Source organism: Gordonia zhenghanii (assembly GCF_021738965.1).
Classification (GTDB): domain Bacteria; phylum Actinomycetota; class Actinomycetes; order Mycobacteriales; family Mycobacteriaceae; genus Gordonia; species Gordonia zhenghanii.
Map to the genome: position 1 here is coordinate 230,896 of NZ_JAKKOQ010000008.1, position 21,768 is coordinate 252,663.

The 21,768-nt window shown below is 65.4% G+C and carries 21 protein-coding genes and 2 tRNA genes; 11 read left to right on the plus strand and 12 right to left on the minus strand.

All coding sequences use genetic code 11. The features are described from left to right. Positions 1-18: 18 nt before the first annotated feature. Positions 19-831 (minus strand): maleylpyruvate isomerase family mycothiol-dependent enzyme, encoded by an 813-nt coding sequence (locus L5G32_RS11310; protein WP_237011132.1) that lies wholly within the window; start codon positions 829-831, stop codon positions 19-21. Positions 832-944: 113 nt separating this feature from the next. Between L5G32_RS11310 and L5G32_RS11315 the strand changes: the two genes are divergently transcribed. Both L5G32_RS11315 and L5G32_RS11320 read left to right on the plus strand, forming a co-directional pair. Then, positions 945-1,019: transfer RNA gene (locus L5G32_RS11315), tRNA-Val, on the plus strand. A gap of 243 nt (positions 1,020-1,262) precedes the next feature. Next, entirely contained in the window at positions 1,263-1,511 is a 249-nt protein-coding gene (locus tag L5G32_RS11320) for a DUF3263 domain-containing protein (protein WP_237011133.1), read from the plus strand. 4 nt (positions 1,512-1,515) lie between these two features. Here the strand turns inward: L5G32_RS11320 and L5G32_RS11325 are convergent. Continuing rightward, positions 1,516-1,586: transfer RNA gene (locus L5G32_RS11325), tRNA-Cys, on the minus strand. 177 nt (positions 1,587-1,763) lie between these two features. Here L5G32_RS11325 and L5G32_RS11330 point away from each other — a divergent pair. After that, entirely contained in the window at positions 1,764-2,630 is an 867-nt protein-coding gene (locus L5G32_RS11330; protein WP_237011134.1) for an SGNH/GDSL hydrolase family protein, read from the plus strand. Between the two features lie 16 nt (positions 2,631-2,646). Here the strand turns inward: L5G32_RS11330 and L5G32_RS11335 are convergent, their stop codons facing one another. From L5G32_RS11335 to L5G32_RS11345, 3 genes are all read right to left on the minus strand, one after another. Continuing rightward, the gene (locus tag L5G32_RS11335; protein ID WP_237011135.1) at positions 2,647-3,135 is read right to left on the minus strand and encodes a peroxiredoxin; all 489 of its coding nucleotides are present in this window, start codon (positions 3,133-3,135) and stop codon (positions 2,647-2,649) included. Further along, on the minus strand, positions 3,132-3,551 hold the full coding sequence (locus L5G32_RS11340; protein ID WP_237011136.1) for a DUF3052 domain-containing protein: 420 nt from the start codon (positions 3,549-3,551) through the stop codon (positions 3,132-3,134). The genes L5G32_RS11335 and L5G32_RS11340 overlap by 4 nt, the downstream gene beginning before the upstream one ends. A gap of 130 nt (positions 3,552-3,681) precedes the next feature. Continuing rightward, positions 3,682-4,200 (minus strand): Rv2240c family protein, encoded by a 519-nt coding sequence (locus L5G32_RS11345; protein ID WP_237011137.1) that lies wholly within the window; start codon positions 4,198-4,200, stop codon positions 3,682-3,684. A 224-nt stretch (positions 4,201-4,424) separates the two neighbouring features. Between L5G32_RS11345 and aceE the strand changes: the two genes are divergently transcribed. The 7 genes from aceE to L5G32_RS11380 all read left to right on the plus strand — a co-directional run bounded on the left by aceE (position 4,425) and on the right by L5G32_RS11380 (position 13,608). Then, the gene (aceE, locus tag L5G32_RS11350) at positions 4,425-7,199 is read left to right on the plus strand and encodes a pyruvate dehydrogenase (acetyl-transferring), homodimeric type (protein WP_237011138.1); all 2,775 of its coding nucleotides are present in this window, start codon (positions 4,425-4,427) and stop codon (positions 7,197-7,199) included. 120 nt (positions 7,200-7,319) lie between these two features. After that, on the plus strand, positions 7,320-8,576 hold the full coding sequence (locus L5G32_RS11355; RefSeq protein WP_237011139.1) for a PucR family transcriptional regulator: 1,257 nt from the start codon (positions 7,320-7,322) through the stop codon (positions 8,574-8,576). Between the two features lie 207 nt (positions 8,577-8,783). Next, positions 8,784-9,695 (plus strand): ACP S-malonyltransferase, encoded by a 912-nt coding sequence (locus L5G32_RS11360; protein WP_237011140.1) that lies wholly within the window; start codon positions 8,784-8,786, stop codon positions 9,693-9,695. A 110-nt stretch (positions 9,696-9,805) separates the two neighbouring features. After that, complete coding sequence (gene acpM / locus L5G32_RS11365; protein WP_237011141.1) at positions 9,806-10,108, plus strand: meromycolate extension acyl carrier protein AcpM; 303 nt, start codon at positions 9,806-9,808, stop codon at positions 10,106-10,108. Further along, a complete protein-coding gene (locus tag L5G32_RS11370) occupies positions 10,108-11,373 on the plus strand; it encodes a KasA/KasB family beta-ketoacyl-ACP synthase (RefSeq protein ID WP_237011142.1) in 1,266 nt (421 codons plus the stop codon). The genes acpM and L5G32_RS11370 overlap by 1 nt, the downstream gene beginning before the upstream one ends. A gap of 28 nt (positions 11,374-11,401) precedes the next feature. After that, positions 11,402-12,853 (plus strand): acyl-CoA carboxylase subunit beta, encoded by a 1,452-nt coding sequence (locus tag L5G32_RS11375; RefSeq protein WP_237011143.1) that lies wholly within the window; start codon positions 11,402-11,404, stop codon positions 12,851-12,853. A 236-nt stretch (positions 12,854-13,089) separates the two neighbouring features. Then, a complete protein-coding gene (locus tag L5G32_RS11380; protein ID WP_237011144.1) occupies positions 13,090-13,608 on the plus strand; it encodes a DUF3145 domain-containing protein in 519 nt (172 codons plus the stop codon). On the opposite strand, the gene L5G32_RS11385 is transcribed toward L5G32_RS11380, so the two are convergent. The 6 genes from L5G32_RS11385 to L5G32_RS11410 form a co-directional block, all read right to left on the minus strand. Further along, positions 13,609-13,971, minus strand: coding sequence for a hypothetical protein (locus tag L5G32_RS11385; RefSeq protein ID WP_237011145.1), 363 nt, complete (start codon positions 13,969-13,971; stop codon positions 13,609-13,611). A 9-nt stretch (positions 13,972-13,980) separates the two neighbouring features. After that, positions 13,981-14,802 carry a serine hydrolase domain-containing protein gene (locus L5G32_RS11390; protein WP_237011146.1) on the minus strand — a complete coding sequence of 274 codons (822 nt, stop codon included), beginning with the start codon at positions 14,800-14,802 and terminating at the stop codon, positions 13,981-13,983. Between the two features lie 26 nt (positions 14,803-14,828). Further along, entirely contained in the window at positions 14,829-15,689 is an 861-nt protein-coding gene (locus L5G32_RS11395; RefSeq protein WP_237011147.1) for a hypothetical protein, read from the minus strand. Between the two features lie 135 nt (positions 15,690-15,824). Beyond that, positions 15,825-16,955: an NDMA-dependent alcohol dehydrogenase gene (locus tag L5G32_RS11400; protein ID WP_237011148.1), complete on the minus strand. Its 1,131-nt coding sequence runs from the start codon at positions 16,953-16,955 to the stop codon at positions 15,825-15,827. 166 nt (positions 16,956-17,121) lie between these two features. Beyond that, positions 17,122-18,720, minus strand: a complete 1,599-nt coding sequence (gene fadD5, locus L5G32_RS11405) for a fatty-acid--CoA ligase FadD5 (RefSeq protein WP_237011149.1) — start codon at positions 18,718-18,720, stop codon at positions 17,122-17,124. 61 nt (positions 18,721-18,781) lie between these two features. Then, on the minus strand, positions 18,782-19,579 hold the full coding sequence (locus L5G32_RS11410) for an enoyl-CoA hydratase/isomerase family protein (RefSeq protein WP_237011150.1): 798 nt from the start codon (positions 19,577-19,579) through the stop codon (positions 18,782-18,784). A 179-nt stretch (positions 19,580-19,758) separates the two neighbouring features. Here L5G32_RS11410 and L5G32_RS11415 point away from each other — a divergent pair, with 179 nt between their 5' ends. Beyond that, positions 19,759-21,015, plus strand: a complete 1,257-nt coding sequence (locus L5G32_RS11415; RefSeq protein ID WP_237011151.1) for a TetR/AcrR family transcriptional regulator — start codon at positions 19,759-19,761, stop codon at positions 21,013-21,015. Here L5G32_RS11415 and L5G32_RS11420 read toward each other — a convergent pair. Further along, on the minus strand, positions 21,012-21,701 hold the full coding sequence (locus L5G32_RS11420; protein WP_237011152.1) for an Rv1363c family protein: 690 nt from the start codon (positions 21,699-21,701) through the stop codon (positions 21,012-21,014). The genes L5G32_RS11415 and L5G32_RS11420 overlap by 4 nt on opposite strands. Positions 21,702-21,768: the final 67 nt, after the last annotated feature.

Below are 21,768 nucleotides of genomic sequence, written 5' to 3' on the forward strand. Positions count from 1 at the left end.
GGGGGACGTCTTCCCCGTTCAGATCATGTAGTGCAGGCTGTCGACGATCGCCGATCCGAGGGCGACGTCGCCGTCGATGGTCACACTCGCCTCGGCCGCACCGGGCCGGCCGCCCGCGAGCCGCGTGTAGTCCGTGATCGTCGTCCGCAGCGTGACGTCGGCGGGACCGTCCAATTCGGGAACCAGAGCTGCCCGGTCGTCGACGGCGACGTGCACACGCATCGGCACCAGGCCGGTGAAGTCGAACGTGACGCGGCTTCCCTTCGGAGCCGAAGCCTTCTTGCCGACGATGTACGGCATGACTACCGCCATCTCTTCCAACGCGAACCGGGCGGGCACCGGATCCGACGGCTCGCCTGCACCGACCGCATCGCGCAGGTCCACTTCGTGCACCCAGCTGTCGTAGGTCCGCACCCGCATGAATCGCCCGTAGCTCTCCGGGCCGACCGGCGTGACGGCGTCCGCATTCCACGCTTCGTCGTCCATCGCGGTCAGGTCGGCGATGCGCTTGGCCGTCATCGACCGATAGTCCGCCATCAACTCGGCCCGGCTGCGGGCACGATAATGGTCGAGCCACCGTTCGTTGAGCTCACCGATCGGATTCTTCACGTGGTCCAGTCCGGATACGTCGCGACCGGCGTCGGCTTCGAGCCCGTCGATCATGTTCTCGGTGCCGACGATGTGGGCGATGATGTCGCCGACCGACCAGCCCGGCAGACCCGACTCGGACGAGAATTGTTCGTCGGAGAGATCGCTGACAAGCGTGTCGATCGTCGTCCACTGTGCGGCGAGCGCCGCGATGACCGGCGCCTTCTCGACTCGAGTCTTCACGCGGTTATCCTCTCGCTGGGGCAGGCCTCGGTCGAGTCTACGAACACCGGTTTGAGCCCGCCACCGCGCACCCGATATTGTTCTGTGGAGCCGCCGTTCCGACGACGGCCCACGCGCGTATAGCTCAGCGGTAGAGCTCTGGTCTTACACACCAGCGGTCAGGGGTTCAAATCCCTTTGCGCGCACCACGTTTGACCTGGTCAGTGGCAGTAACCATGCCACACAGCAGCACACCCACCCCCGGCACGACGACGCCGCATCCGCACCTTTCGGACCGCACCCTCGCATACCTCGTCACACCTTCATTGCGTCTTAGCAGCCTGGGCGGAGGCTGCTAAGACGCAATGAGAGTGTGACGACGTATCTGAGTGTGCGGTGCGTGAATCGAGGCTGCGGCTCGCAACCTCAGTACCTAGGAGGGACGATCAGGTATGTCCGCGTCCGAGTCACCCCACCCTGGGCCCGGAGAACTGTCCGCTGCTGACCGGGCGATCCTCGACCTGTCGCGGCGACACCACCGCACTGCCGAGGCCCACGCCGAAGCCGTCCAGGCCGAACTCGGCCTGTCGGTGACCCGCTACTTCCAAGAACTCAACCGACTGCTCGACGACCCGGCAGCACTCGCGTACTCCCCGATCGTCGTCAAACGCATGCGGCGGCTCCGCGGACTAGGCCGATGACCAGAGCGGATGGCGGGATTCGAACCCACGTAGACGGTTTTGCAGACCGCTGCTTAGCCTCTCAGCCACACCCGCGTGCAACGCCTCCGACTCTGCTCGACACCACCGATCTCGTCCAGGGTTTCGCGCACCGGTGCGCGGATCTGGCAAATCCGGAACGATCTGCCGACCTGCGACGACACCCGGTGTGATCGATTCGCAACCCCATTTCCCTTGAAACGGATGTGGTTCATGTTGTCTACTGTGGCTATTGTGACTACAAAGAATGAGTTCCGTTCCGCTTCACGTCGACCGACGTGGCGCCTTCGCGCCGCCGCATCGGTAGGCGCCGTCACCGTCGCCGCCACGTTGGCAACGGTCGCTCCCGGGCAGGCCACGGCCGAACCGACGATCGGCGAACTCATGGACAGCGCGGGAAACGTACTGCAGGAACTGCCGATCGACCCGAACGGCTCCAGCGATCTGACCTCGTTGTTCGATCTGCTCACCCCTGCGAAGCCCGGCACCCCGAACACGCCGACCACCGAGCGACGCACTTCGTGCACCCAGGTGACGCAGATCGGCGACTCCACGTCTGTCGGCGTCGACAGCGCGTCCAAGGTAGCTGCACCCGCAGATCGTCTCACCGCCCAATACGAGCGCGTCGGCGTCAAGAACGTCACCCTCGACGCGGGCGGCGGGCGCTCCATCGTCGAGAAGGTCGACGGTGAGCCCAACGGACTCGACGCCGTCGACACCGCGCTGGCCCGTGGCGACCGCGGATGTTGGGTGATCGCGTTGGGCATCAACGACGCCGCCAACATCGCGAAGGGCTCGAAGGTCACCGCCGACGAGCGGATCGACCGCATGATGAAGAAGCTCACGGACCAGAACGTGCTGTGGCCGACTGTGATGACGAACGATCCGAGCAACTCGGCGTACGCGAAGAAGAACATGACGGCGTTCAACGACGCCCTCGAGCGCGCCGCTGACCGCTACCCGAACCTGAAGGTCTACGACTTCGCCGCCGAAGCCCAGCCCACCTGGTACGCCGACGACGGAATCCACTTCAACGCCACCGGTGCGACACAGCGCAACCGCCTCTTCGCGACAGCACTGGCCACCGCGTTCCGCGACTGAGTCAGCGCAGCACGATTCAGCTGCGGGCGGTGAATGCCGCCGTCCAAGTGTCCTCGGTGCGCGCCTCGCCGGGGCCCACCATGGAGGAATGCCGAATCAATCCGTCACGACCGACGAGAAAAGTGCCGCGGTTGGAGTATCCGCGCTGCTCGTCGAGCACGCCGTAACTGCGCGCGACCTCGCCGTGCGGCCAGAAGTCCGACAAGATCGGGAACAGATACCCCTGCGCCGACGACCAGACCTTATGCGTCGGCGGCGGGCCGACCGACACTGCGACGGTCGTCAAAGTGTCGTCGGAGAACCGCGGAAGATTGTCGCGGATGTGCCCGAGTTCGCCTTCGCAGGTTCCGGTGAACGCAAGCGGGAAGAAGACGGCGAGAACGTCGCCGTGTTCACGTAGGCCCGAGAGCGAGACCCGTCGATTGTTCTGGTCGCGCAACTCGAAATCCGGCGCGACCGACCCCACCGGAATGGGGCCGGCGACAGCGGTGCCGGAACTTGTCATGCCTTCTTGCCCGACCGAGCCTTCGGTGTCACCAGTCGTGCGCCGGACCAGTCGTCCAGATTCACGATGGATGTCTGTGTCAGACCTGCGGTCGGTGCGGCTTCAGCGATGACAGCTGGATCGACGTGACCGTCGAGACCGGTTTTCGGCGACAGAACCCAGACGTATCCGCCTTCGGCCAACGGACCGATGGCGTCCATCAGCTCGTCGACCAGGTCTCCGTCGTCGTCACGCCACCACAGGATCACTGCGTCGACGACGTCGATAGCGTCCTCGTCGAGCATCTCTGCGTCGATTGCGTCTTCGATGTCGGCCCTCAGGTCGTCATCGGTGTCTTCGTCCCAACCACGCTCTTGAATCACCATTCCGTTGGTGAATCCGAGCTTGCTCGCCTTGTCGTCTGTGGCGGCTACCACCGCGTGAGTCCTCCCGATCGCTGTTCTGATTCCACGTCCGCCGAAGCGAGACGTAAGGCAAGCGTAGAGGGTTCGGCCGGTATTCGACAGCAGACACCCATGTCCGGGACCAAGTATCTGCTTCCGGCGATCACTGCGTCGGCAGGTATTCGGCACACCCGTCGAGCGCCGCGCTCCGCTTGTCGTCCCACTCGTCGGAGGCGCGATTGAGGCCGGCACGCTGCTTGCGCCCGATCCGCTCGGCGAGCTTCTCTGAACTGTCGACGAACTCCGAGACGTCATCGACGAGGTCGGTCGGCGTCGCAGGCGAGACGGCCTTTCGGACGACGTCGGCGCCGGTCTCGAGAGTCTCGACCGCCCAGCGATCCTCTGATCCGACACTCTCGTACGACTGCGTCTTGTTGAGTTGCTTCATGAAGGTGTTGTAGTCACGGACCATCACACCCGCCGACGTGATCACTTGGCGGCACACTTGAATCGCGGCCACCCGCTCCACGTCGGATCGCTCCGCAGACGGCGCGCCCGCCGACACGTCCGACACCGACTCGGCCGACGCCGGCACGGTCGAGGAATCGTCGGAGCACCCCGTGATCAGCATCGCGGCCGCTAGCAACGCCACCCCGACGACGGCTGATCGAACGCCTTTCATGCGACTCCCCCTGGCGTAGACACGAATGGTTTGAGGTTACCGCAGAGTAGAACGTGTGACTCGGCACATCGTTCTCCGAGCACCGTGATTTGAGGCACCATGGAACCGAGAGTGCGCAAGAATCCTTGAGTACTCCAAACGAATTCGACCGTCACCACCCCGACGGCCATGTGAGATGTGCACCGCAGACCATCACGGTGCGCTAGAGGAAGATTGGTGGATAAGTGACTGACCTGACCACGAGCACACCGAGCACCGGAGCGCGGTCGAGCCGCGTCAAGGTGATCCGCGACGGTGTGGCGTCCTACCTCGCCGACAGCGACCCTTCGGAGACCGACGAGTGGCTCGAATCGTTCGACGCGATGCTGAGTAACGCGGGCCCCGAACGCGCGAGATATCTGATGCTCCGCATGCTCGAGCGCGCCGACGACAAGCGTGTCGTCCTGCCGCAACTGACGTCGACCGACTACGTCAACACGATTCCCACGGATCTGGAACCCGAGTTCCCCGGCGACGAGGACATGGAGCGCCGCTTCCGCGCATACATCCGGTGGAACGCCGCGGTCATGGTCCACCGAGCCCAGCGACCGGGCATCGGCGTCGGCGGCCACATCTCGACGTACGCGTCGTCGGCGTCGCTCTACGAGGTCGGCTTCAACCACTTCTTCCGCGGTCTCGACCATCCGGGCGGCGGCGACCAGTTGTTCATCCAGGGCCACGCCTCCCCCGGCATCTACGCACGCGCGTTCCTCGAAGGCCGCATCGACGAGCACCGCATGGACGGATTTCGACAGGAGCACAGTCACGCGGGCCTGGGCGGCGGCCTCCCGTCGTACCCGCACCCGAGGCTGATGCCCGAGTTCTGGCAGTTCCCGACTGTGTCGATGGGCATCGGCCCGATGAATGCCATCTACCAGGCACGGTTCAATAAATACCTGCGGCTCAACGGCATCAAGGACACCTCCGAACAGCACGTGTGGGCATTCCTCGGCGACGGCGAGATGGACGAGCCGGAGTCGCGCGGACTCGCACAGGTCGCGGCGTCCGATCACCTCGATAACCTGACGTTCGTCGTCAACTGCAACCTGCAGCGCCTCGACGGCCCGGTTCGCGGAAACGGGAAGATCATCCAGGAACTGGAGTCGTTCTTCCGGGGTGCAGGCTGGAACGTCATCAAGGTCGTCTGGGGTCGCGAGTGGGACGACCTCCTGCAGGCCGACCAGGACGGCGCCTTGGTCAATTTGATGAACAAGACGTCCGACGGCGACTACCAGACCTACCGCGCCAACGACGGCGGCTTCATCCGCGACAACTTCTTCGGACGGGATCCCCGCACCAAGGAACTCGTCAAGGACTACACCGACCAGGACATCTGGAACCTCAAGCGCGGCGGCCACGACTACCGCAAGATCTTCGCCGCCTACCAGGCCGCGATGAATCACAAGGGACAGCCGACCGTCATCCTGGCGCACACGATCAAGGGCTACACGCTGGGCGAGCACTTCGAGGGACGCAATGCGACCCACCAGATGAAGAAGATGACCCTCGACGATCTGAAGGCGTTCCGCGATACGACGCGCGTTCCGATCTCGGACGCGCAACTCGAGTCCGACCCGTACCTGCCGCCGTATTACCACCCGGGCGTCGATTCGCCGGAGGCCCAATATCTGCTCGAGCGTCGGAGCACGCTCGGCGGATTCCTCCCGCGACGCCACATGACTCCGGAGCCGTTGCGGCCCGACACCACGCGCGCTCTCAAAGCGGTCGCCGGCGGCTCGGGCAAGCAGCAGGTCGCCACGACGATGGCACTGGTCCGCATCTTCAAGGAGTTGATGCGCGACAAGGAGATCGGCAAGCGGATCGTGCCGATCATCCCGGACGAAGCCCGCACGTTCGGCATGGACTCCTGGTTCCCGACATTGAAGATCTACAACCCGAACGGACAGCACTACCGGTCGGTCGACGCGGAACTGATGCTCGCGTACAAGGAGGCCGAGAACGGCCGAATCATGCACGAAGGCATCAATGAGGCTGGCTCCACCGCATGCTTCACCGCGGTGGGGACGTCGTACGCCACGCACAACGAGCCGATGATCCCGCTGTACATCTTCTATTCGATGTTCGGTTTCCAGCGGACCGGCGACGGACTGTGGGCCGCGGCCGACCAGATGGCCCACGGCTTCGTGATCGGTGCGACCGCAGGCCGCACAACGCTCACCGGTGAGGGCCTGCAGCATGCGGACGGCCACTCGCACCTGATCGCCGCAACCAACCCGGGCGTCGTCGCGTACGACCCGGCGTTCGGCTACGAACTCGCGCACATCGTCGACGACGGTCTGCGCCGCATGTACGGACTGGATCCGGAGAAGGTGTACTACTACATCACCGTCTACAACGAGCCGATCCACCAGCCGGCCGAGCCCGCAGACCTCGACGTCGCGGGTGTCCTGAAGGGCATCTACCTGCATCGTCCGGCCGAGGGCGACCACGACCAACGGGCAGGCATCCTCGCCTCCGGCATCACGATGAACGACGCGATCGAAGCGCAGCGCCTACTCGCAGCCGACTGGAACGTCGCTGCGGACGTGTACTCGGTGACCTCATGGAACGAGCTCGCGCGTGACGGAATCGCTTGTGACCGTGAGGAACTGCGCGAAGGCACAGTCCGGACGCCGTACGTCACCGAGGTGCTGAGCCAGCGCTCCGGCCCGTTCGTTGCGGCCTCGGACTACATGCGTGGCGTCCAGGAGCAGATCCGCGCGTACGTACCGGGCACCTACCTGACGCTCGGTGCAGACGGCTTCGGGTTCTCCGACACGCGATCGGCCGCTCGCCGGTACTTCAACATCGACGCGGCGTCGATCGCCGTCGGCGTGCTCGTCGCCCTGGCGCGGGACGGAAAGATCGATCGCTCCGTCGCCTCGGATGCCGCCACGAAGTACCAGATCACCGATCCGATGGCGGCCCCGGTGTCCACGGCCGACCCCGGCGTCGCCTGATCTGCAGTCGCGACCGACACGACGCCGTCACCGGGATCCGGTGGCGGCGTCGTACGTCCTGGCCGGGGTCCTACGCGGCGCTCGACCCTCGCAACGAGCCATCAGCGTTACATTGGTGACGTGTCCGACCAACCGCTGAAGTCCACCCGCGCAACCGACGTGTTCGCCGACAAAGGTGCGCACGTCCCGGCGCCGGCGACGGTGCACGATGCACTGCCCGATACGTTGTTGCGTCGAATGAAGCAGTACAGCGGCCGCTTGGCGACCGAAGCCGTGCACTCGATGTCCGACCAGCTCCCCTACTTCAGCGAGCTCGACGCAGCGCAGCGCGCGAGCGTCCAACTCGTCGTACAGACGGCCGTCGTCAACTTCGTCGAATGGATCCAGGACCCCGAGGGCAACGTGAAGTTCACGGTGCAGGCTTTCCAGGTGGTCCCCCAGGATCTGGCGCGCCGCATCACGCTGTTGCAGACCGTCGAGATGGTCCGCGTGGCAATGGAGTTCTTCGAGAAGTGGCTTCCGCTCCTCGCTCGCAACGACGCCCAACTGCGTGCGCTCACCGAGTCGGTGCTCCGATACGGCCGCGAGATCGGATTCGCGGCGGCAGCGATCTATGCCGCGGCCGCCGAATCGCGCGGGGCCTGGGACTCGCGGATGGAGGCGCTCGTCGTCGACGCCGTCGTCCGCGGCGACGACGACGCGCAACTCCTTTCCCGCGCGGCCGCGCTGAACTGGCCGAGCGACTCGCCTGCGACGGTGATCGTCGGAACGCCTCCGCCCGAGCAGAACGTGTCGGTGCCGATCGCCGTCCACACCACGGCGAAGCAGTACGACCGTGCGACGCTGTCCGTGGTGCAGGGCAGCACTCTCGTCGCCATCGTCGGCGGTTCACTGCGCCAGTCGGATCGATTCCTCACTGACCTCCTGGAACACTTCGCCGACGGGCCCGTCGTGATCGGGCCGACCACCGCGAACCTCACCGCCGCTCACGCGTCGGCTGTGGAAGCTCTCGCCGGCGTGCGCGCGGTGACCGGCTGGCAGAGCGCCCCGCGCCCGGTCTACAGCTCCGATCTGCTCCCCGAGCGCGCTTTGAGCGGCGACGCCGACGCCGTTCGAATGCTCATCGATTCGCTCGTCACTCCCCTCGGCGGCGACAACGACACCCTGATGGGCACCCTCGAGGCGTACCTCGATGCGGGCGGCTCCATCGAGTCGTGCGCGCGCAAGCTTTACATCCACCCCAATACTGTTCGATACCGACTAAAAAAAGTGACCGACGTCACGGGTCGTGATCCAGGTAACCCTCGGGACGCCTACATCCTTCGTGTGGCCCTGACCGTCGGTCGGTTGACTCATTTTCAGCAAGAATCGCATTAAACAGCCACGTGAGTCACATGCGTTACACATTGCGTGAGAAAGATCCGCACGTCCGGTACGTTTTTACCCAGGCGGTAACGGATAACGGGCCGATGACGATGAAGGTGCCACTCGTGACACTTTTGTAGGAAACCTACAAATTTCATGGCCAAGGTTCATACGACTCAACACCCACACGGAGGGCCTTAAGGGTGTTCGCTTAGTCACGTGCTTGCGATGCTTGCGCCCGGACAGGGCTCTCAGAAACCCGGAATGCTCGCCGAATGGCTTGAGCTTCCGGGAAACCGTGACCGTGTGGCCGCGTGGTCGGAGACGACTGGGCTCGACCTCGCGCGTCTCGGAACCACCGCTACGGCCGAGGAGATCACCGACACCGCGGTGACCCAGCCGCTCGTCGTCGTCGCCTCATTCCTCGCCTTCGACGAACTGACCCGTCGCAACGGCCCACTCCCCGCAGACACCGTCGTGGCAGGCCATTCGGTCGGCGAACTCGCGGCTGCAGCCATCACCGGCGTGATCACCCCGGACGAGGCGGTCCGCCTCGCGGGCATCCGCGGCAGCGAGATGGCCAAGGCCTGCGCGCTCGAGCCCACGACGATGGCCGCCGTCCTCGGTGGCGACGAGGCCGCCGTCCTCTTGCACCTCGCTGGACTCGACCTGGTGCCGGCCAACCGGAATGCCAAGGGGCAGATCGTCGCAGCCGGAACGGTCGACGCGATCGACGAGTTGGCCGCCAACCCGCCGGAGAAGGCCCGGGTCCGGAAGCTCGCCGTCGCGGGCGCCTTCCACACCGAGTTCATGGCTCCCGCGCAGGAGGCGGTCGCTGCTGCTGCCGCCGAGATCGCCCCCGCCGATCCGACGCACACCCTGCTGTCGAACGCGGACGGAGAGCCCGTCGGCGACGGAGCCCTCGCCCTCAAGAAGCTCGTCACCCAGGTCACCAGCCCCGTACGGTGGGACCTCTGTTCGCAGACGATGCTCGCAACCGGCACCGATGCGATCGTCGAACTCGCCCCGGCCGGAACCCTCGTCGGTATCGCCAGGCGCGAACTCAAGGGCGTGCCCTCGCGCGCCGTCAACGTCCCCGCAGATCTGGAGGACGTCCCAGGACTTGGATAGCGGTCGGGTAACCCCCGGCCACCGGAGAGTCGATCATCGACTTGTCCAGCAGCGAACCCGCTGATCTCCGGAAACACGCAAAGCAACACGAACTAGAAGGGAGCCACACAGTGGCTGCAACTCAGGAACAGCTCGTCGCCGGCATCGCCGAGATCATCGAAGAGGTCACCGGTATCGAGCCGTCGGAGGTCACCCTCGACAAGTCCTTCGTCGACGACCTGGACATCGACTCGCTGTCGATGGTCGAGATCGCCGTTCAGGTCGAGGACAAGTACGGCGTCAAGGTTCCCGATGAGGACCTCGCCGGACTGCGCACCGTCGGTGACACCGTCGCCTACGTCCAGAAGCTCGAGGCCGAGAACCCGGACACCGCTGCTGCTATCGCCGCCCAGATCGAGGCGAGCCAGTCCTGATGACTGAGCTGCGTGACTTTTCCACTCGCGGTGGGGAGTTCCCCAGCGTCGTGGTGACCTCTATGGTCGCCACGACGTCACTGGGCGCCGACCTGGACACGACCTGGGAAAATCTCGTCGCCGGTAAGTCCGGCATCCGCGAGCTCACCGACGAGTACGTCAGCAAGTACAACTTGCCGGTTCGTATCGGCGGCAAGCTCGTCGAGGATCCCACCCAGGAGGTCACCCGCATCGAGGCGCGCCGCATGGCGTACGTCGAGCGGGTCTCCCACATCATGAGCAAGCGTCTGTGGGCGCAGGCGGGTGAGCCGGAGGTCGATCGCGACCGTCTGGCCGTCGTGCTCGGCACCGGGATGGGCGGGGCCGACGCGATGATCGACGCCGACAACGCCATCAAGACGACCGGCAACTACCGCAAGGTGTCGCCGCTCGCGGTGTCGATGACGATGCCGAACGGCCCCGCGGCCGTCGCAGGCCTCAACGTCGGTGCACGCGCAGGTGTCATCACTCCGGTCTCTGCCTGCTCGTCGGGCGCCGAGGCCATCGCTCACGCCTGGCGGCACATCGTCTTCGGTGACGCCGACATGGTGGTGTGCGGCGGAGTCGAGGGACACATCGACGCGGTGCCGATCGCAGCGTTCTCGATGATGCGTGCCATGAGCACCCGCAACGACGACCCGGCAGCGGCGTCGCGTCCGTTCGACAAGGCACGTGACGGCTTCGTCTTCGGTGAAGCCGCCGCCATGCTGATCATCGAGCGGGAGGACCACGCCAAGGCGCGCGGTGCTCACATCCACGCCCGACTTCTGGGCGCGGGCATCACGTCCGACGGCTTCCACCTGGTGGCTCCGGACCCGTCCGGTCAGGGCAATGCGCGGGCGATGACTCGCGCACTGCAGACCGCCGGGCTCGCGAAGTCGGACATCACGCATGTGAACGCGCATGCGACGTCGACTCCGATCGGCGACACCGCCGAGTCGGAGGGCATCCAGGCGGCCGTGGGCAACCATGCGGCCATCTACGCGCCGAAGTCGGCGCTGGGACATTCGATCGGCGCCGTCGGTGCTCTCGAAGCGGTCCTGACGATCAAGTCGGTGGAGGAGTCTGTCATTCCGCCGACGCTGAATCTCGAAGAGCTCGACCCGGAGTGCGGCGACATCGACGTCGTGCACGGTGAGCCTCGACGCGGACAGATCGACTACGCGCTGAGCAACTCTTTCGGATTCGGAGGACACAACGTCGCATTGACGTTCGGTCGCTACTGATTCACCTCCCCCGCATAGGAGTAAACCGATGACCACACTGGCACCCATCCCCGGCCATGAGGAAGCGACGGATCCCCGTGACCCGCTGCTTCGGTTGACGACCTTCTTCGACGAGGGCACCGTCGAGCTGCTGCACCCCCGTGACAGATCGGGTGTGCTGGCGGCCGTCGGTGACGTCGACGGTGTCCGCACCGTCTCCTATTGCACTGATGGCACCGTGATGGGCGGTGCCATGGGGGTGGTCGGTTGCACTCACATCGTGAATGCGATCGACACCGCCATCGCCGAGCAGGCTCCGGTCGTCGGCATCTGGCATTCCGGCGGCGCCCGTCTGGCGGAGGGCGTCGAAGGCCTGCACGCGGTCGGCGGCGTCTTCGAGGCCATGGTCCGCGCATCCGGTTACGTTCCGCAGATCTCCGTGGTCGTCGGCTTCGCTGCCGGCGGAGCCGCGTACGGGCCCGCGCTCACCGACGTCGTCATCATGGCGCCCGAAGGCCGGGTCTTCGTGACCGGCCCGGACGTCGTGAAGTCGGTGACGGGCGAGAGCGTCAGCATGGAAGAACTAGGTGGCCCGCACACGCACGGCAAGCGCTCGGGCGTCAGCCACATCACCGCCGACTCCGAGACCGACGCCTACTGGCGTGCTCGCCGTCTCGTCGGCACCTTCTCGCGGCCGGGCGAGGTCGACCTGGCTCGCGCCGTGGCGGGCGACACCGATATCCGCGCTCTTCTGCCGAAGTCGAATCGCCGCGCCTACGACGTCCATCCGATCGTCGAGGCCGTTCTCGACACCCAGTTCGCCGAGGACGGTGTCACCGAGACCTCGACGTTCGAGGAGATGCAGGCCAAGTGGGCGCCGAACATCACGATCGGCCTCGGCCGACTCGGCGGTCGCTCGGTGGGCGTGATCGCCAACAACCCACTCCGGATGGGCGGCTGCCTGAACTCGGAGGCCGCTGAGAAGGCCTCCCGTTTCGTGCGCATGTGCGATGCGTTCGGCGTTCCGCTCGTCGTCCTGACGGACGTCCCCGGCTATCTCCCGGGCGTCGGCCAGGAATGGAACGGCGTCGTCCGACGCGGTGCGAAACTCCTGCACTCCTTCGCCGAGTGCTCGGTCCCGCGTGTCACGCTGGTGACTCGAAAGATCTACGGCGGCGCCTACATCGCCATGAACTCACGCGCGCTCGGCGCGACGGCCGTCTTCGCGTGGCCGGGTTCCGAGGTCGCCGTCATGGGCGCGAAGGCCGCTGTCGGCATTCTGCACAAGAAGGTGCTCGCCGCAGCCCCTGAGGACGAGCGCGAAGCTCTCCACGAACGTCTGGCCGTCGAGCACGAGCAGATCGCAGGCGGCGTGGGACGCGCGCAGTCGATCGGTGTCGTCGACGAGGTCATCGATCCGGCCACCACACGCAGCCGTATCGCCGAGGCGCTTGCTGCCGCCCCTGCGCGCCGTGGACGCCACAAGAACATCCCGCTGTAGCCCGAACCGCTCACTACAACGACGGCCGCTCACTTCGACGTCGTTCGCTCACCTCCCGAGATGAGCGAACGGCAGTGAAGTGAGCGGTCGTCGTTGTACGTCGCGAACATCTCGCCACAAATAGAACTAGCGCAACACGCACCTCACAAGGCATACTCTCTAACAGCAGTGTGCTATCCGATTCGACGCGGTGCCTTGGGGAAGACGTTCCTCGTCGAACCGGAGGTGAATGACCAGTGCGCAATCTCAATCAGTTTGCGGACCTGACGACAGGCGTGGTGTACATCCACGCCTCTCCCGTCGCGCTGTGCCCGCATGTGGAGTGGGCACTGTCGTCGACGCTGGACGCGCGCGCCGATCTCAAGTGGTCGGCGCAAGACGCCGAGCCCAGTCGTATGCGGGCGACGGTCGATTGGACCGGCCCCGTCGGGACTGCTGCACGGCTCGCGTCCGCGCTGCGCGAATGGCCGGGCCTGGCATACGAAGTCACCGAGAACGCCAGCGACGGCGTCGACGGCGAACGATTCAGCCATGTCCCCGGTCTCGGACTCTGGCGTGGTTCCACGGGTGCGAACGGTGACGTGATCATCGGCGAGATGCAGCTGCGGGCCATGATGGACAACCAGCCCGACAGCGCGGGCCTGGCTGCCGAGCTCGACACAGTCCTCGGCACCGCGTGGGACGAGGCGCTGGAGACCTACCGGATGGGCGGCGCTGGAGCCGAAGTCACCTGGCTGCGCCAGCGCGTCGGCTGATCACTCCCGGACGTCCACCAACGGTTCGTCTCGTTCGGCACGGAGGATGTGGACGATCCGGGACCCCACCGACTCGACGGTGAGCAGGACCGCGCACACGACAGAGATCGTGCCCGGGACGAACACCAGCAGGTCGTCGATCCGATCCCAGGCCGCTGGGCTCCACAACGCAACCCACGTCAGCAGCAACGCGATGACGGTCGACAGTTCGCCGAGGAACGTCAGTACGACGAATGTGAGCGCGGCCTTGCGGTGCCGCCGAACGGCTTTGCGGGAGAAGTGAAAGTTCGCGGCCAGTGCGAGCAGGAGCACCGCGAACAACGAGAGTAGAAGGCCGAGGTCATCGGCCGTCAGTGACCGCACGGCACCGTCCTAATCGGGTAATGATTCGAGTTCGTCCAGTATGCCCTGGTTGAACTCGCTCCACAGTGGCTTCGCCCACGCCCCGAACGGGCGGTCGGTCAGCACCACGCAGGCGGCGTGCCGGTCGGGATCGACCCACAGGAACGTCCCGGACTGGCCGAAGTGACCGAACGTCGACGCCGAGTGCGACGGCGCCGTCCAGTGCCGCGCTTTGGCGCCCTTGATCTCGGGTCCCAGACCCCAGTCGTTCGGACGGAACTTCCCGTAGCCGGGAACGAATCCGTCGATGTCGGGGAAATGGACGGTCCGCGCCGCACTCGCGGTCTGCGTGGACAACAGCGTCGAATCGAGGAGATCGGCCGCGAACCGCGCGAGATCGTCCACCGACGACCGCGCACCGTGGCCCGCCGACCCGGCCAGCACCGTCGACGTCATACCCAGCGGCTCGCACACCGCTTGGCGCAAATACTCGTCGAACGCGATTCCGGTCTCGGCGGCCACCAGATCGGCGAGCACCTCATATCCCCGACTCGAGTAGATCCGCTGCTCCCCCGGCGGCGCCTGAACCTCGTCGGCGTCGAAAGCGATCCCTGACGCGTGCGCCAGCAGATGCTCGACGCTCGCGCCGGGAGGCCCGGCCTGCGTCGAGAGACCGATCGCCTCTTCCTCCACGGCGAGGAGCACCGCGTGAGCGACGATCAGCTTGGTCACCGACGCGAGGTCGTACACGCGTGCGGTGTCGCCGAACGTGCCGGCGAGACCTCGTCCGGTGAGGAGCGCTCCGGCGACATTGTCGACGGGCCATTCGGACAGCGCTTCGAGAGCCTTCACACGTCCACCCTAAGCCCGACGCGCGGTCAGCCGACGCCGACGGTCTCACTCTCGGATGCCGACGGCTCGATGAGTCTCGACGGGTTGGACTTCAGGCCCTGCTCGACGCGGGTGATGTCGTCCTCGGCGAAACCGCAGGTGCGGGCCTCGGACTTCCACTGCTTGGTCAGACGTTCCTTGCCGGCCTCTTGCGCTGCGTCGATCGTGCCGTCGTAGATCGTGTTGTCCGCCGACTCCTGGTTGACCGCCGACACCTTGTCGCAGACGTGGTAGACCTTGCCCGACTTGGTCCAGTAGACCGGCGCGTCGGCGTCTCCGTCGTGCAGCAGGGTGATGACGTTCTGGTCCTCGGTGTACTTCTCCACCGAAGGCGGGTCGAAGTCAGCACTGGCGATGCCGACGACGACAGCCACCACCGCGGCGACGCCGCCGAGTATGCCCTTCTGCTTGCCGTCGAGATTCTTGTCCATCAGGACGAACACGATCAGTGGTAGGAAGGCCAGGACGGTGATGATCACACCGAGCTGGTTCTGCACGAAGAACCGGACCTTGTCTTCTTCAGACGCCGGGTCGAGCTTGTTCGCCTTCTTCCAGAGGAGGGACCCGATCACCGTCAGCACGCCGATGCCGACGATCAGACCGATCACGGTCCACATCCGCGCGTTGTCGAACTCCTTGTCGGGGACCAATGCCCACACGATGGTGAAGACCTCGAGCGCGATCGCCAGAGCCCACAGCACGCCTGCGACGACGCGCAGCTTCAGCGCCTTCGACTCGGCCTCCGGCGTCGCCGCCCACTTCTGTCCGGTTGCTGTCGCCCCACTGTCCTTGCGCGCCTTGCTCTTCGGGGTCTTCGCCGAAACGCTGACCCTCTGCTTTCCTGCCACGTGACGGGCCCTTTCTCGAATGATCGCGAACAGCGTAAACCACCCGGATCGCTTCCGAGACGGCCCTACCCACGAAGAGAGCCGCCGACCGGTGGTCGGCGGCTCTCGATCGGGTCGTACGACCCTCTCAGAAGATCAGTGATCCGCGTCGGTGTACCGGATGACGCCGCGGATGTTGCGGCCCTCCAGCATGTCCGTGTAGCCCTCGTTGATCTGGTCGAGGGTGTACTCGCGGGTGATCATGTCGGCGATGTTGAGCTTGCCGATCTTGTACATCGACAGCAGGTTCGGGATGTCGAGCTTCGGGTTCGCGCCGCCGAAGATGGAGCCCTGCAGGTTCTTCTGCAGCAGGGTCAGCATGGACAGGTTCAACGTCACCTGGTTCTCCATCATGTTGCCCATGCCGGTGAGAACGCAGGTGCCGTTCTTGGCGGTGATCGACAGCCACGTGTCGACGTCCTTGCCGAGCACCTCGCCGACCGTGACGATTACCTTCTGGCACATGCCCCACTCGGTGGCGTTGCCGATCTCGTTCATGGCCTCTTCGACGGAGGCGAATGCGTGGGTCGCACCGAACTTGAGCGCCTGTTCGCGCTTCCATTCGACGGGGTCGATCGCGAACACGTTGCGGGCACCCGCGATGACCGCGCCCTGCAATGCAGCGGTGCCGACGCCGCCGACGCCGATGATCGCGACGTCTTCACCCGGGCGGACGTCGCCGCTGCGGGTAGACGAGCCGTAACCGGTGGGGATTCCACAGCCGCAGAGGGCGGCGATCTCGAACGGAATGTCCTTGTCGATCTTCACCGCGGACGCCTCGTGGACCACCATGTACGGCGAGAAGGTCCCCAGGAGCGTCATCGGGTAGACGTCCTCTCCGGCCGCAGTGTGAATGCGGAAGGTGTGGTCGGAGACCGCTTCACCCTGCAGGAGCATGGCGCCGAAGTCGCAGAGGTTGGCGACGCCTGCCTTACAGGACTTGCACTTGCCGCAGGACGGGATGAACGACAGGACTACGTGGTCGCCCACCTCGAAGTCAGTGACGCCTTCACCGAGTTCTTCGATGACGCCTGCGCCCTCGTGTCCGCCGAGGATAGGAAATCCACCCATCGGGATCCCACCGGTCATCAAATGGTGGTCCGAGTGGCACATGCCCGCGGCTTCCATCCGAATCTTGACCTCGTGGGCCTTCGGGTCGCCGATTTCGATCTCTTCGATCTTCCACGGCTGGTTCAGCTCCCGCAGGAGCGCACCCTTCGTCTTCACTCTCAACCTCGCTTCGCCTGATTCGGCAATGTCAGATCACTGGGACGCGCAACTTCACGCTCCCCTGTGAGGGTAGTCACCTGAAACTAGAATTGGAACACGTTTCAACAACAATTCTAGAACGTGTTCCAATTCTGTCCAAGTCGATCAGCTGCCCGGCGCCGGGTCAGCCCTTGAGCGCCTCGTCCTTGCTGCCGTACTCGGCGCGCAGCGTCGGCTTGACGACTTTGCCGCCGGCATTGCGCGGCAGTTCCGACACCACGACGACGTCCTTCGGATGTTTGAACCGAGCCAGATTCTCGTTCAGGTACGGCTCCAAGTCCTCAATGGTCAGATCGTCGACGCCATCGGCGAGGACGACGACGGCCACCGGCACCTCGCCCCACTTCTCGTGAGCACGTCCGATGATCGCGGCCTCGCTGATGCTGGGATGCCCGAACAGGACGTTCTCCACCTCGGCGCAGTAGATGTTCTCACCGCCGGAGATGATCATGTCCTTGGCGCGATCGACGACGTAGAGGAATCCTTCCTCGTCCTCGCGGACGAGGTCTCCGGAGTGGAACCAGCCGCCGTGGAAGGCGTCGGCGGTCCCCTGCGGGTTCTGCCAGTAGCCGGACATCATGTTGGGGCCGCGGTAGACGATCTCGCCGATGTCGCCACGCTGCACGTCGTTCATCTCGGGGTCGACGATCCGCGCGGTGACACCCGGGACCACTCGGCCGATGGAGCCGATCTTGCGCAACGCGTCCTTACCCTCGAGGACGCAGGTGATCGGCGACATCTCGGTCTGACCGAAGACCGCGATGTTGATCGCGTCCGGGAACGTCTCGTTCATCGCGTTGAGGACGGTGTCCGACGCCGGTGCCGCACCCCACGAGATGACACGCAGGTTGAGCTTGCGCGGCTTGGCCTGCTGCGCGGCACACACTGCCTGCCACTGCGCGGGCACGAGGAAGATCGATGTGGTGCCCTCCCGTTCGAGGGTGTCGAGCATGTCGTTCGGGTCGAACGCGCCGAGCGGGTGGATCACCGAGAGCGCACCGATGTAGAACAACGGCGTCATCGCACCGAGGCCTGCGATGTGGAACATCGGGGCCACGCACGAACCGATGTCGTCGGCACTCGTGCTCAATGCCTGCAGCGTGTTCAAGCCCTGTGCCTGCAGGTTCTGATGGGTGAGCATGGCGCCCTTGGGCTTTCCCGTGGTGCCGGAGGTGTACATGATCAGCGCGACTGTGTCTTCCGGGATATCGGTCTCCGGCAGGTCGGACCCGTCTTCGGCGACGAGTGCCTCGTAGTCGAGGTGGTTCTCGTTCTGTGCGCCGCCGACGACGATCGTGTGATCGATGACGCCGGTGCTCGTGGAGACTGCGTCGGCGAGCGGCGCGAGCATCGTCTCGGTGACGATGATCTTCGCTCCCGAGTCCGAGACGAGGAAGCCGATCTCCGGCGGTGTCATGCGGATGTTGACCGGGACCGGGATCGCGCCGAGGAGGTTGGCGGCGAGGACGGCCTCGACGTATTCGCTGCGGTTGAGCATCAGGATGAGGATTCGGTCACCGAATGCGACGCCGCGGCGGTGCAGGGCGCCGGCGAGGGCGTGGGTGCGCTCATCGAGTTGGCGCCACGTCGTCGTCTCACCGAGAAACCGCAGAGCGCCGTTGTCCGGGGTCATCGTCGCGTGACGACGGACCTGGTTGTTCCAGTGATTGCGGCGCGAGCGCAACGGCTCGCTGTTCAGGGCGAAGCCCAGGTCGTGGGTCATCGGGTACTCCTCGGTGTTGTGCGCGGCGCGCGGAATCTTCTGGCGGGATCGGTAAGAGCGGTCAGCGGTCGCCGAATCCGGCGAGCGCTCGGTGAAACTCGGGCGACTGGAGCAGGCTCGTCTGTCCGGCGATCTCGCGGTGGATCGCGTCGTCGTAGCCGGCCAACGAGTGGGCGTCGAGAGCCTCCTTGGTGACGGCGAGCGCAGTCGGCGACTTGCGCAGCAGTCGGGACGTCGCACGGTCGACGAGGGCGCCGAGACCGTCTTCGTCATCAGCGACGGCGGTGAGCAGGCCCGCGGCGTAGGCCTCGCGGGCGGGCAGCTTCTCGCCCAGCAGTGCCATCGCGTTGGCACGGGCGCGGCCGAGGGACGCGGTGAACAGCGCGGTGGCTCCGCCGTCTGGCATCAACCCGATGTTGACGAAGGCGAGTAGGAAGTACGAGCGTGCCGTCGCGTAGACCAGATCGGCGGCCACGGCCAGCGACGCACCGATGCCGACGGCCGGGCCGTCGACCGCGGCGATCACCGGCACGCTCAGAGAACGCAGCGCACCGATGAGACGGGAGCCGCTCTCGATGATCGCGCGCGCCTGCGTCTCGTCGAAGCCACCGCCGGTAGCCGAGTCGGAGGCCATGCCAGCGACGTCGGCCCCGGCGCAGAATGCGCCGCCACGGCCGGAGATCACCACGACTCGAACGTCCGAGCGGTCGGCCCATTCGCCGCACAGTTCGATGATGCGGGCCGAGGCCGCACCGTCCAGGGCGTTCATCTGCGCGGGACGATCGATCTCGATGCGTGCCACACCGTCGTCATCGATGCCGTCACACACCCCGCCTACGTGCCGGGTCTCGCTGATCATCACACCTCGTATTCGGATACGTACCGTTTGCGAATTGCCAACACAGTACCATCGTCAGTGACCTAGGTCATGCGAATGTCTGTTAACTTATCAGCCCCATAAGTCTTCTTCACATGCAGTTATAGGATGTATCCTATTTACGCTGCATGTTTATAGCTCATTCGATAAGATGGCCGACTATGACTGCTCGGGTGCCATTGGCCAATAGCGCCGGCCGATCACGCACCCGTCCGACCGATCGACGCGAGGTCGTCTTACGAACCGCGTCCGACGTCTTCGGCGTGCACGGATATGCGGCCACCCGCCTCACCGACATCGCCGCCGAGGTCGGCATCTCCGCACCTGCCCTGTACCGCCACTTCTCGACCAAGTACGACTTGTTCGCCGCCGCTGTGGACCGGTTGTCCGCAGACGTCGACGCGGCGATCTCTGCGGTAGCCCGCCATGACGAACCACGACGCGAACTGGCTGCAGTGCTGGCAGCGTTCACCGAGACTGTGATGGAGCATCGCCGTGCCGGGAACCTGTACCGCTGGGAGCGGCGCGTCCTGGACGACGCGGACCGCACGCGCACGCGTGACGTCCGCATCGCCCTGCATCGCAGGCTGCGTTCGTTGATCGAGATCGCTCGGCCCGCCCTCGACCGTCCGACAGCCGACTTACTCGCTGTCGCCACCCTCTCGATCGCAGCGAGCCCGGCGACGCACCGAATCGCGATGGGTCGACGCGCCGCGGCCGAACTCGTCTCGACCGCTGCGGTCGCGCTCATCGACGTCGAGTTTCCCGATCCCTCACCGACGCCCGCGCAGCTACCCGGACTGGCCCCGACCGGTCGCCGCGAGTCGATCCTCGCCGCCGCCGTGTCGTTGTTCGCGCAGCGGGGCTTCCATGAGGTGACGGTCGAAGACATCGGTGCGGCGGTCGGACTCCCCGCGTCCGGTGTGTACCGCCATTTCGAATCGAAAGGGGCGATCCTCGCCGCAGCACTGTGGCGGACCGCCGACCGGACGACCGACGCGGTCGCCGTCGCACTGTCGCAGGCGCAGACTCCGCGGGAAGCGCTAGCCTCTTTGACCGGTCGATACAGCGAGCTGTGCGTCGACGACCCCGACATCATGGCCGTCTACTTGTCAGGAACGGGGGCACTCGACGACGACGAGCTGCGGGCATTGCGGCGTCAACAGCGGACGACGGTGGACGAATGGGCCACGTGGGTAGTGCGTGCACGTCCTGAACTGACGAGTGCGGCCGCACGCTATCTGGTGCACGCGAGCCTCAACCTCGCCAGCGATCTGGTCACCGGCCGACCCGGTGTCGACGCGCCGACCGTCGCTGCGGTGTCGGCCGCGACCCTTCTCGGCGACAGCGACACGAGCACTGGCTCTGAGAAGACCGCGAAGCGAGGTCTCGACTCCGCTCGACCGGCGGGAAGCTAGACCACTTCGAAGTCGGAGACGAGCCACTTTCCGTCGTCCTGAGTGAGAGTGATCTTCACCCGCGACTCGTAGGCTCCGCTCCCTTCACCGAGTGCAGGTGCCTGAGGACTGGTCACCGTGTTGTCGAGTGCGACGAGCACGACGGCCTCGCCGTCGTCGATCGACACGATGCCTGCCGTCTCGGCACTCCCCTTCGACGACGCGTGGGCGGCGTCGTTCGCTGCGCGGGCCTGCTGTGACGACTTGATATAGGTGTCGGCGAACTCTGGCGTGGAGATGGCGCGGATCCGCCGATCGAGGTCGTCGTACTTCCCTGTCTCGTACGTCAACATCTGGGCCGCATACGATTTCGCGTCTCGCACTGCGCCCGCGCCGTCCAAGTCGTCAGCGTCGTCGGAGCTCGATCCAAACGCCAGGTAGGCGAACACTGCGGCGGCCACCGCGAGGACGACGACCGCTGCGATGAGCGACGGGACCAACGCTCCCGATCGTGCGGATCCGATGGCCGCCGGCGCGCCCGTCTGTGGTTCATCCGTCCCGTGCTCACCCGACTCATCCGGCTTCGGCGTCTTCTTCTCCGACTTCCGATCGGCCTCGGCACGGATCTTTGCGCGCTCGGCCCGGTTCTTAGCCAGGAAGTCGTCGCCGTCGTGTGAGGTCGGGTCGTCGCCGGAGGTGGAGGACATGCGCCCCAATGTAGCGGTTACGGCGGGTGCCACATGTGGACCGGAGGTGTTCACCGCACCCGAGCCG

What these genes read in the sequence shown, in the direction of transcription:
- L5G32_RS11320 (WP_237011133.1), top strand. Translation starts at nt 1,263, where the DNA reads ATGTCCGCGTCCGAGTCACCCCACCCTGGGCCCGGAGAACTGTCCGCT.
- L5G32_RS11335 (WP_237011135.1), bottom strand. Translation starts at nt 3,135, where the DNA reads ATGACAAGTTCCGGCACCGCTGTCGCCGGCCCCATTCCGGTGGGGTCG.
- L5G32_RS11345 (WP_237011137.1), bottom strand. Translation starts at nt 4,200, where the DNA reads ATGAAAGGCGTTCGATCAGCCGTCGTCGGGGTGGCGTTGCTAGCGGCC.
- L5G32_RS11370 (WP_237011142.1), top strand. Translation starts at nt 10,108, where the DNA reads ATGACTGAGCTGCGTGACTTTTCCACTCGCGGTGGGGAGTTCCCCAGC.
- L5G32_RS11375 (WP_237011143.1), top strand. Translation starts at nt 11,402, where the DNA reads ATGACCACACTGGCACCCATCCCCGGCCATGAGGAAGCGACGGATCCC.
- fadD5 (WP_237011149.1), bottom strand. Translation starts at nt 18,720, where the DNA reads ATGACCCACGACCTGGGCTTCGCCCTGAACAGCGAGCCGTTGCGCTCG.
- L5G32_RS11410 (WP_237011150.1), bottom strand. Translation starts at nt 19,579, where the DNA reads ATGATCAGCGAGACCCGGCACGTAGGCGGGGTGTGTGACGGCATCGAT.
- L5G32_RS11415 (WP_237011151.1), top strand. Translation starts at nt 19,759, where the DNA reads ATGACTGCTCGGGTGCCATTGGCCAATAGCGCCGGCCGATCACGCACC.
- L5G32_RS11420 (WP_237011152.1), bottom strand. Translation starts at nt 21,701, where the DNA reads ATGTCCTCCACCTCCGGCGACGACCCGACCTCACACGACGGCGACGAC.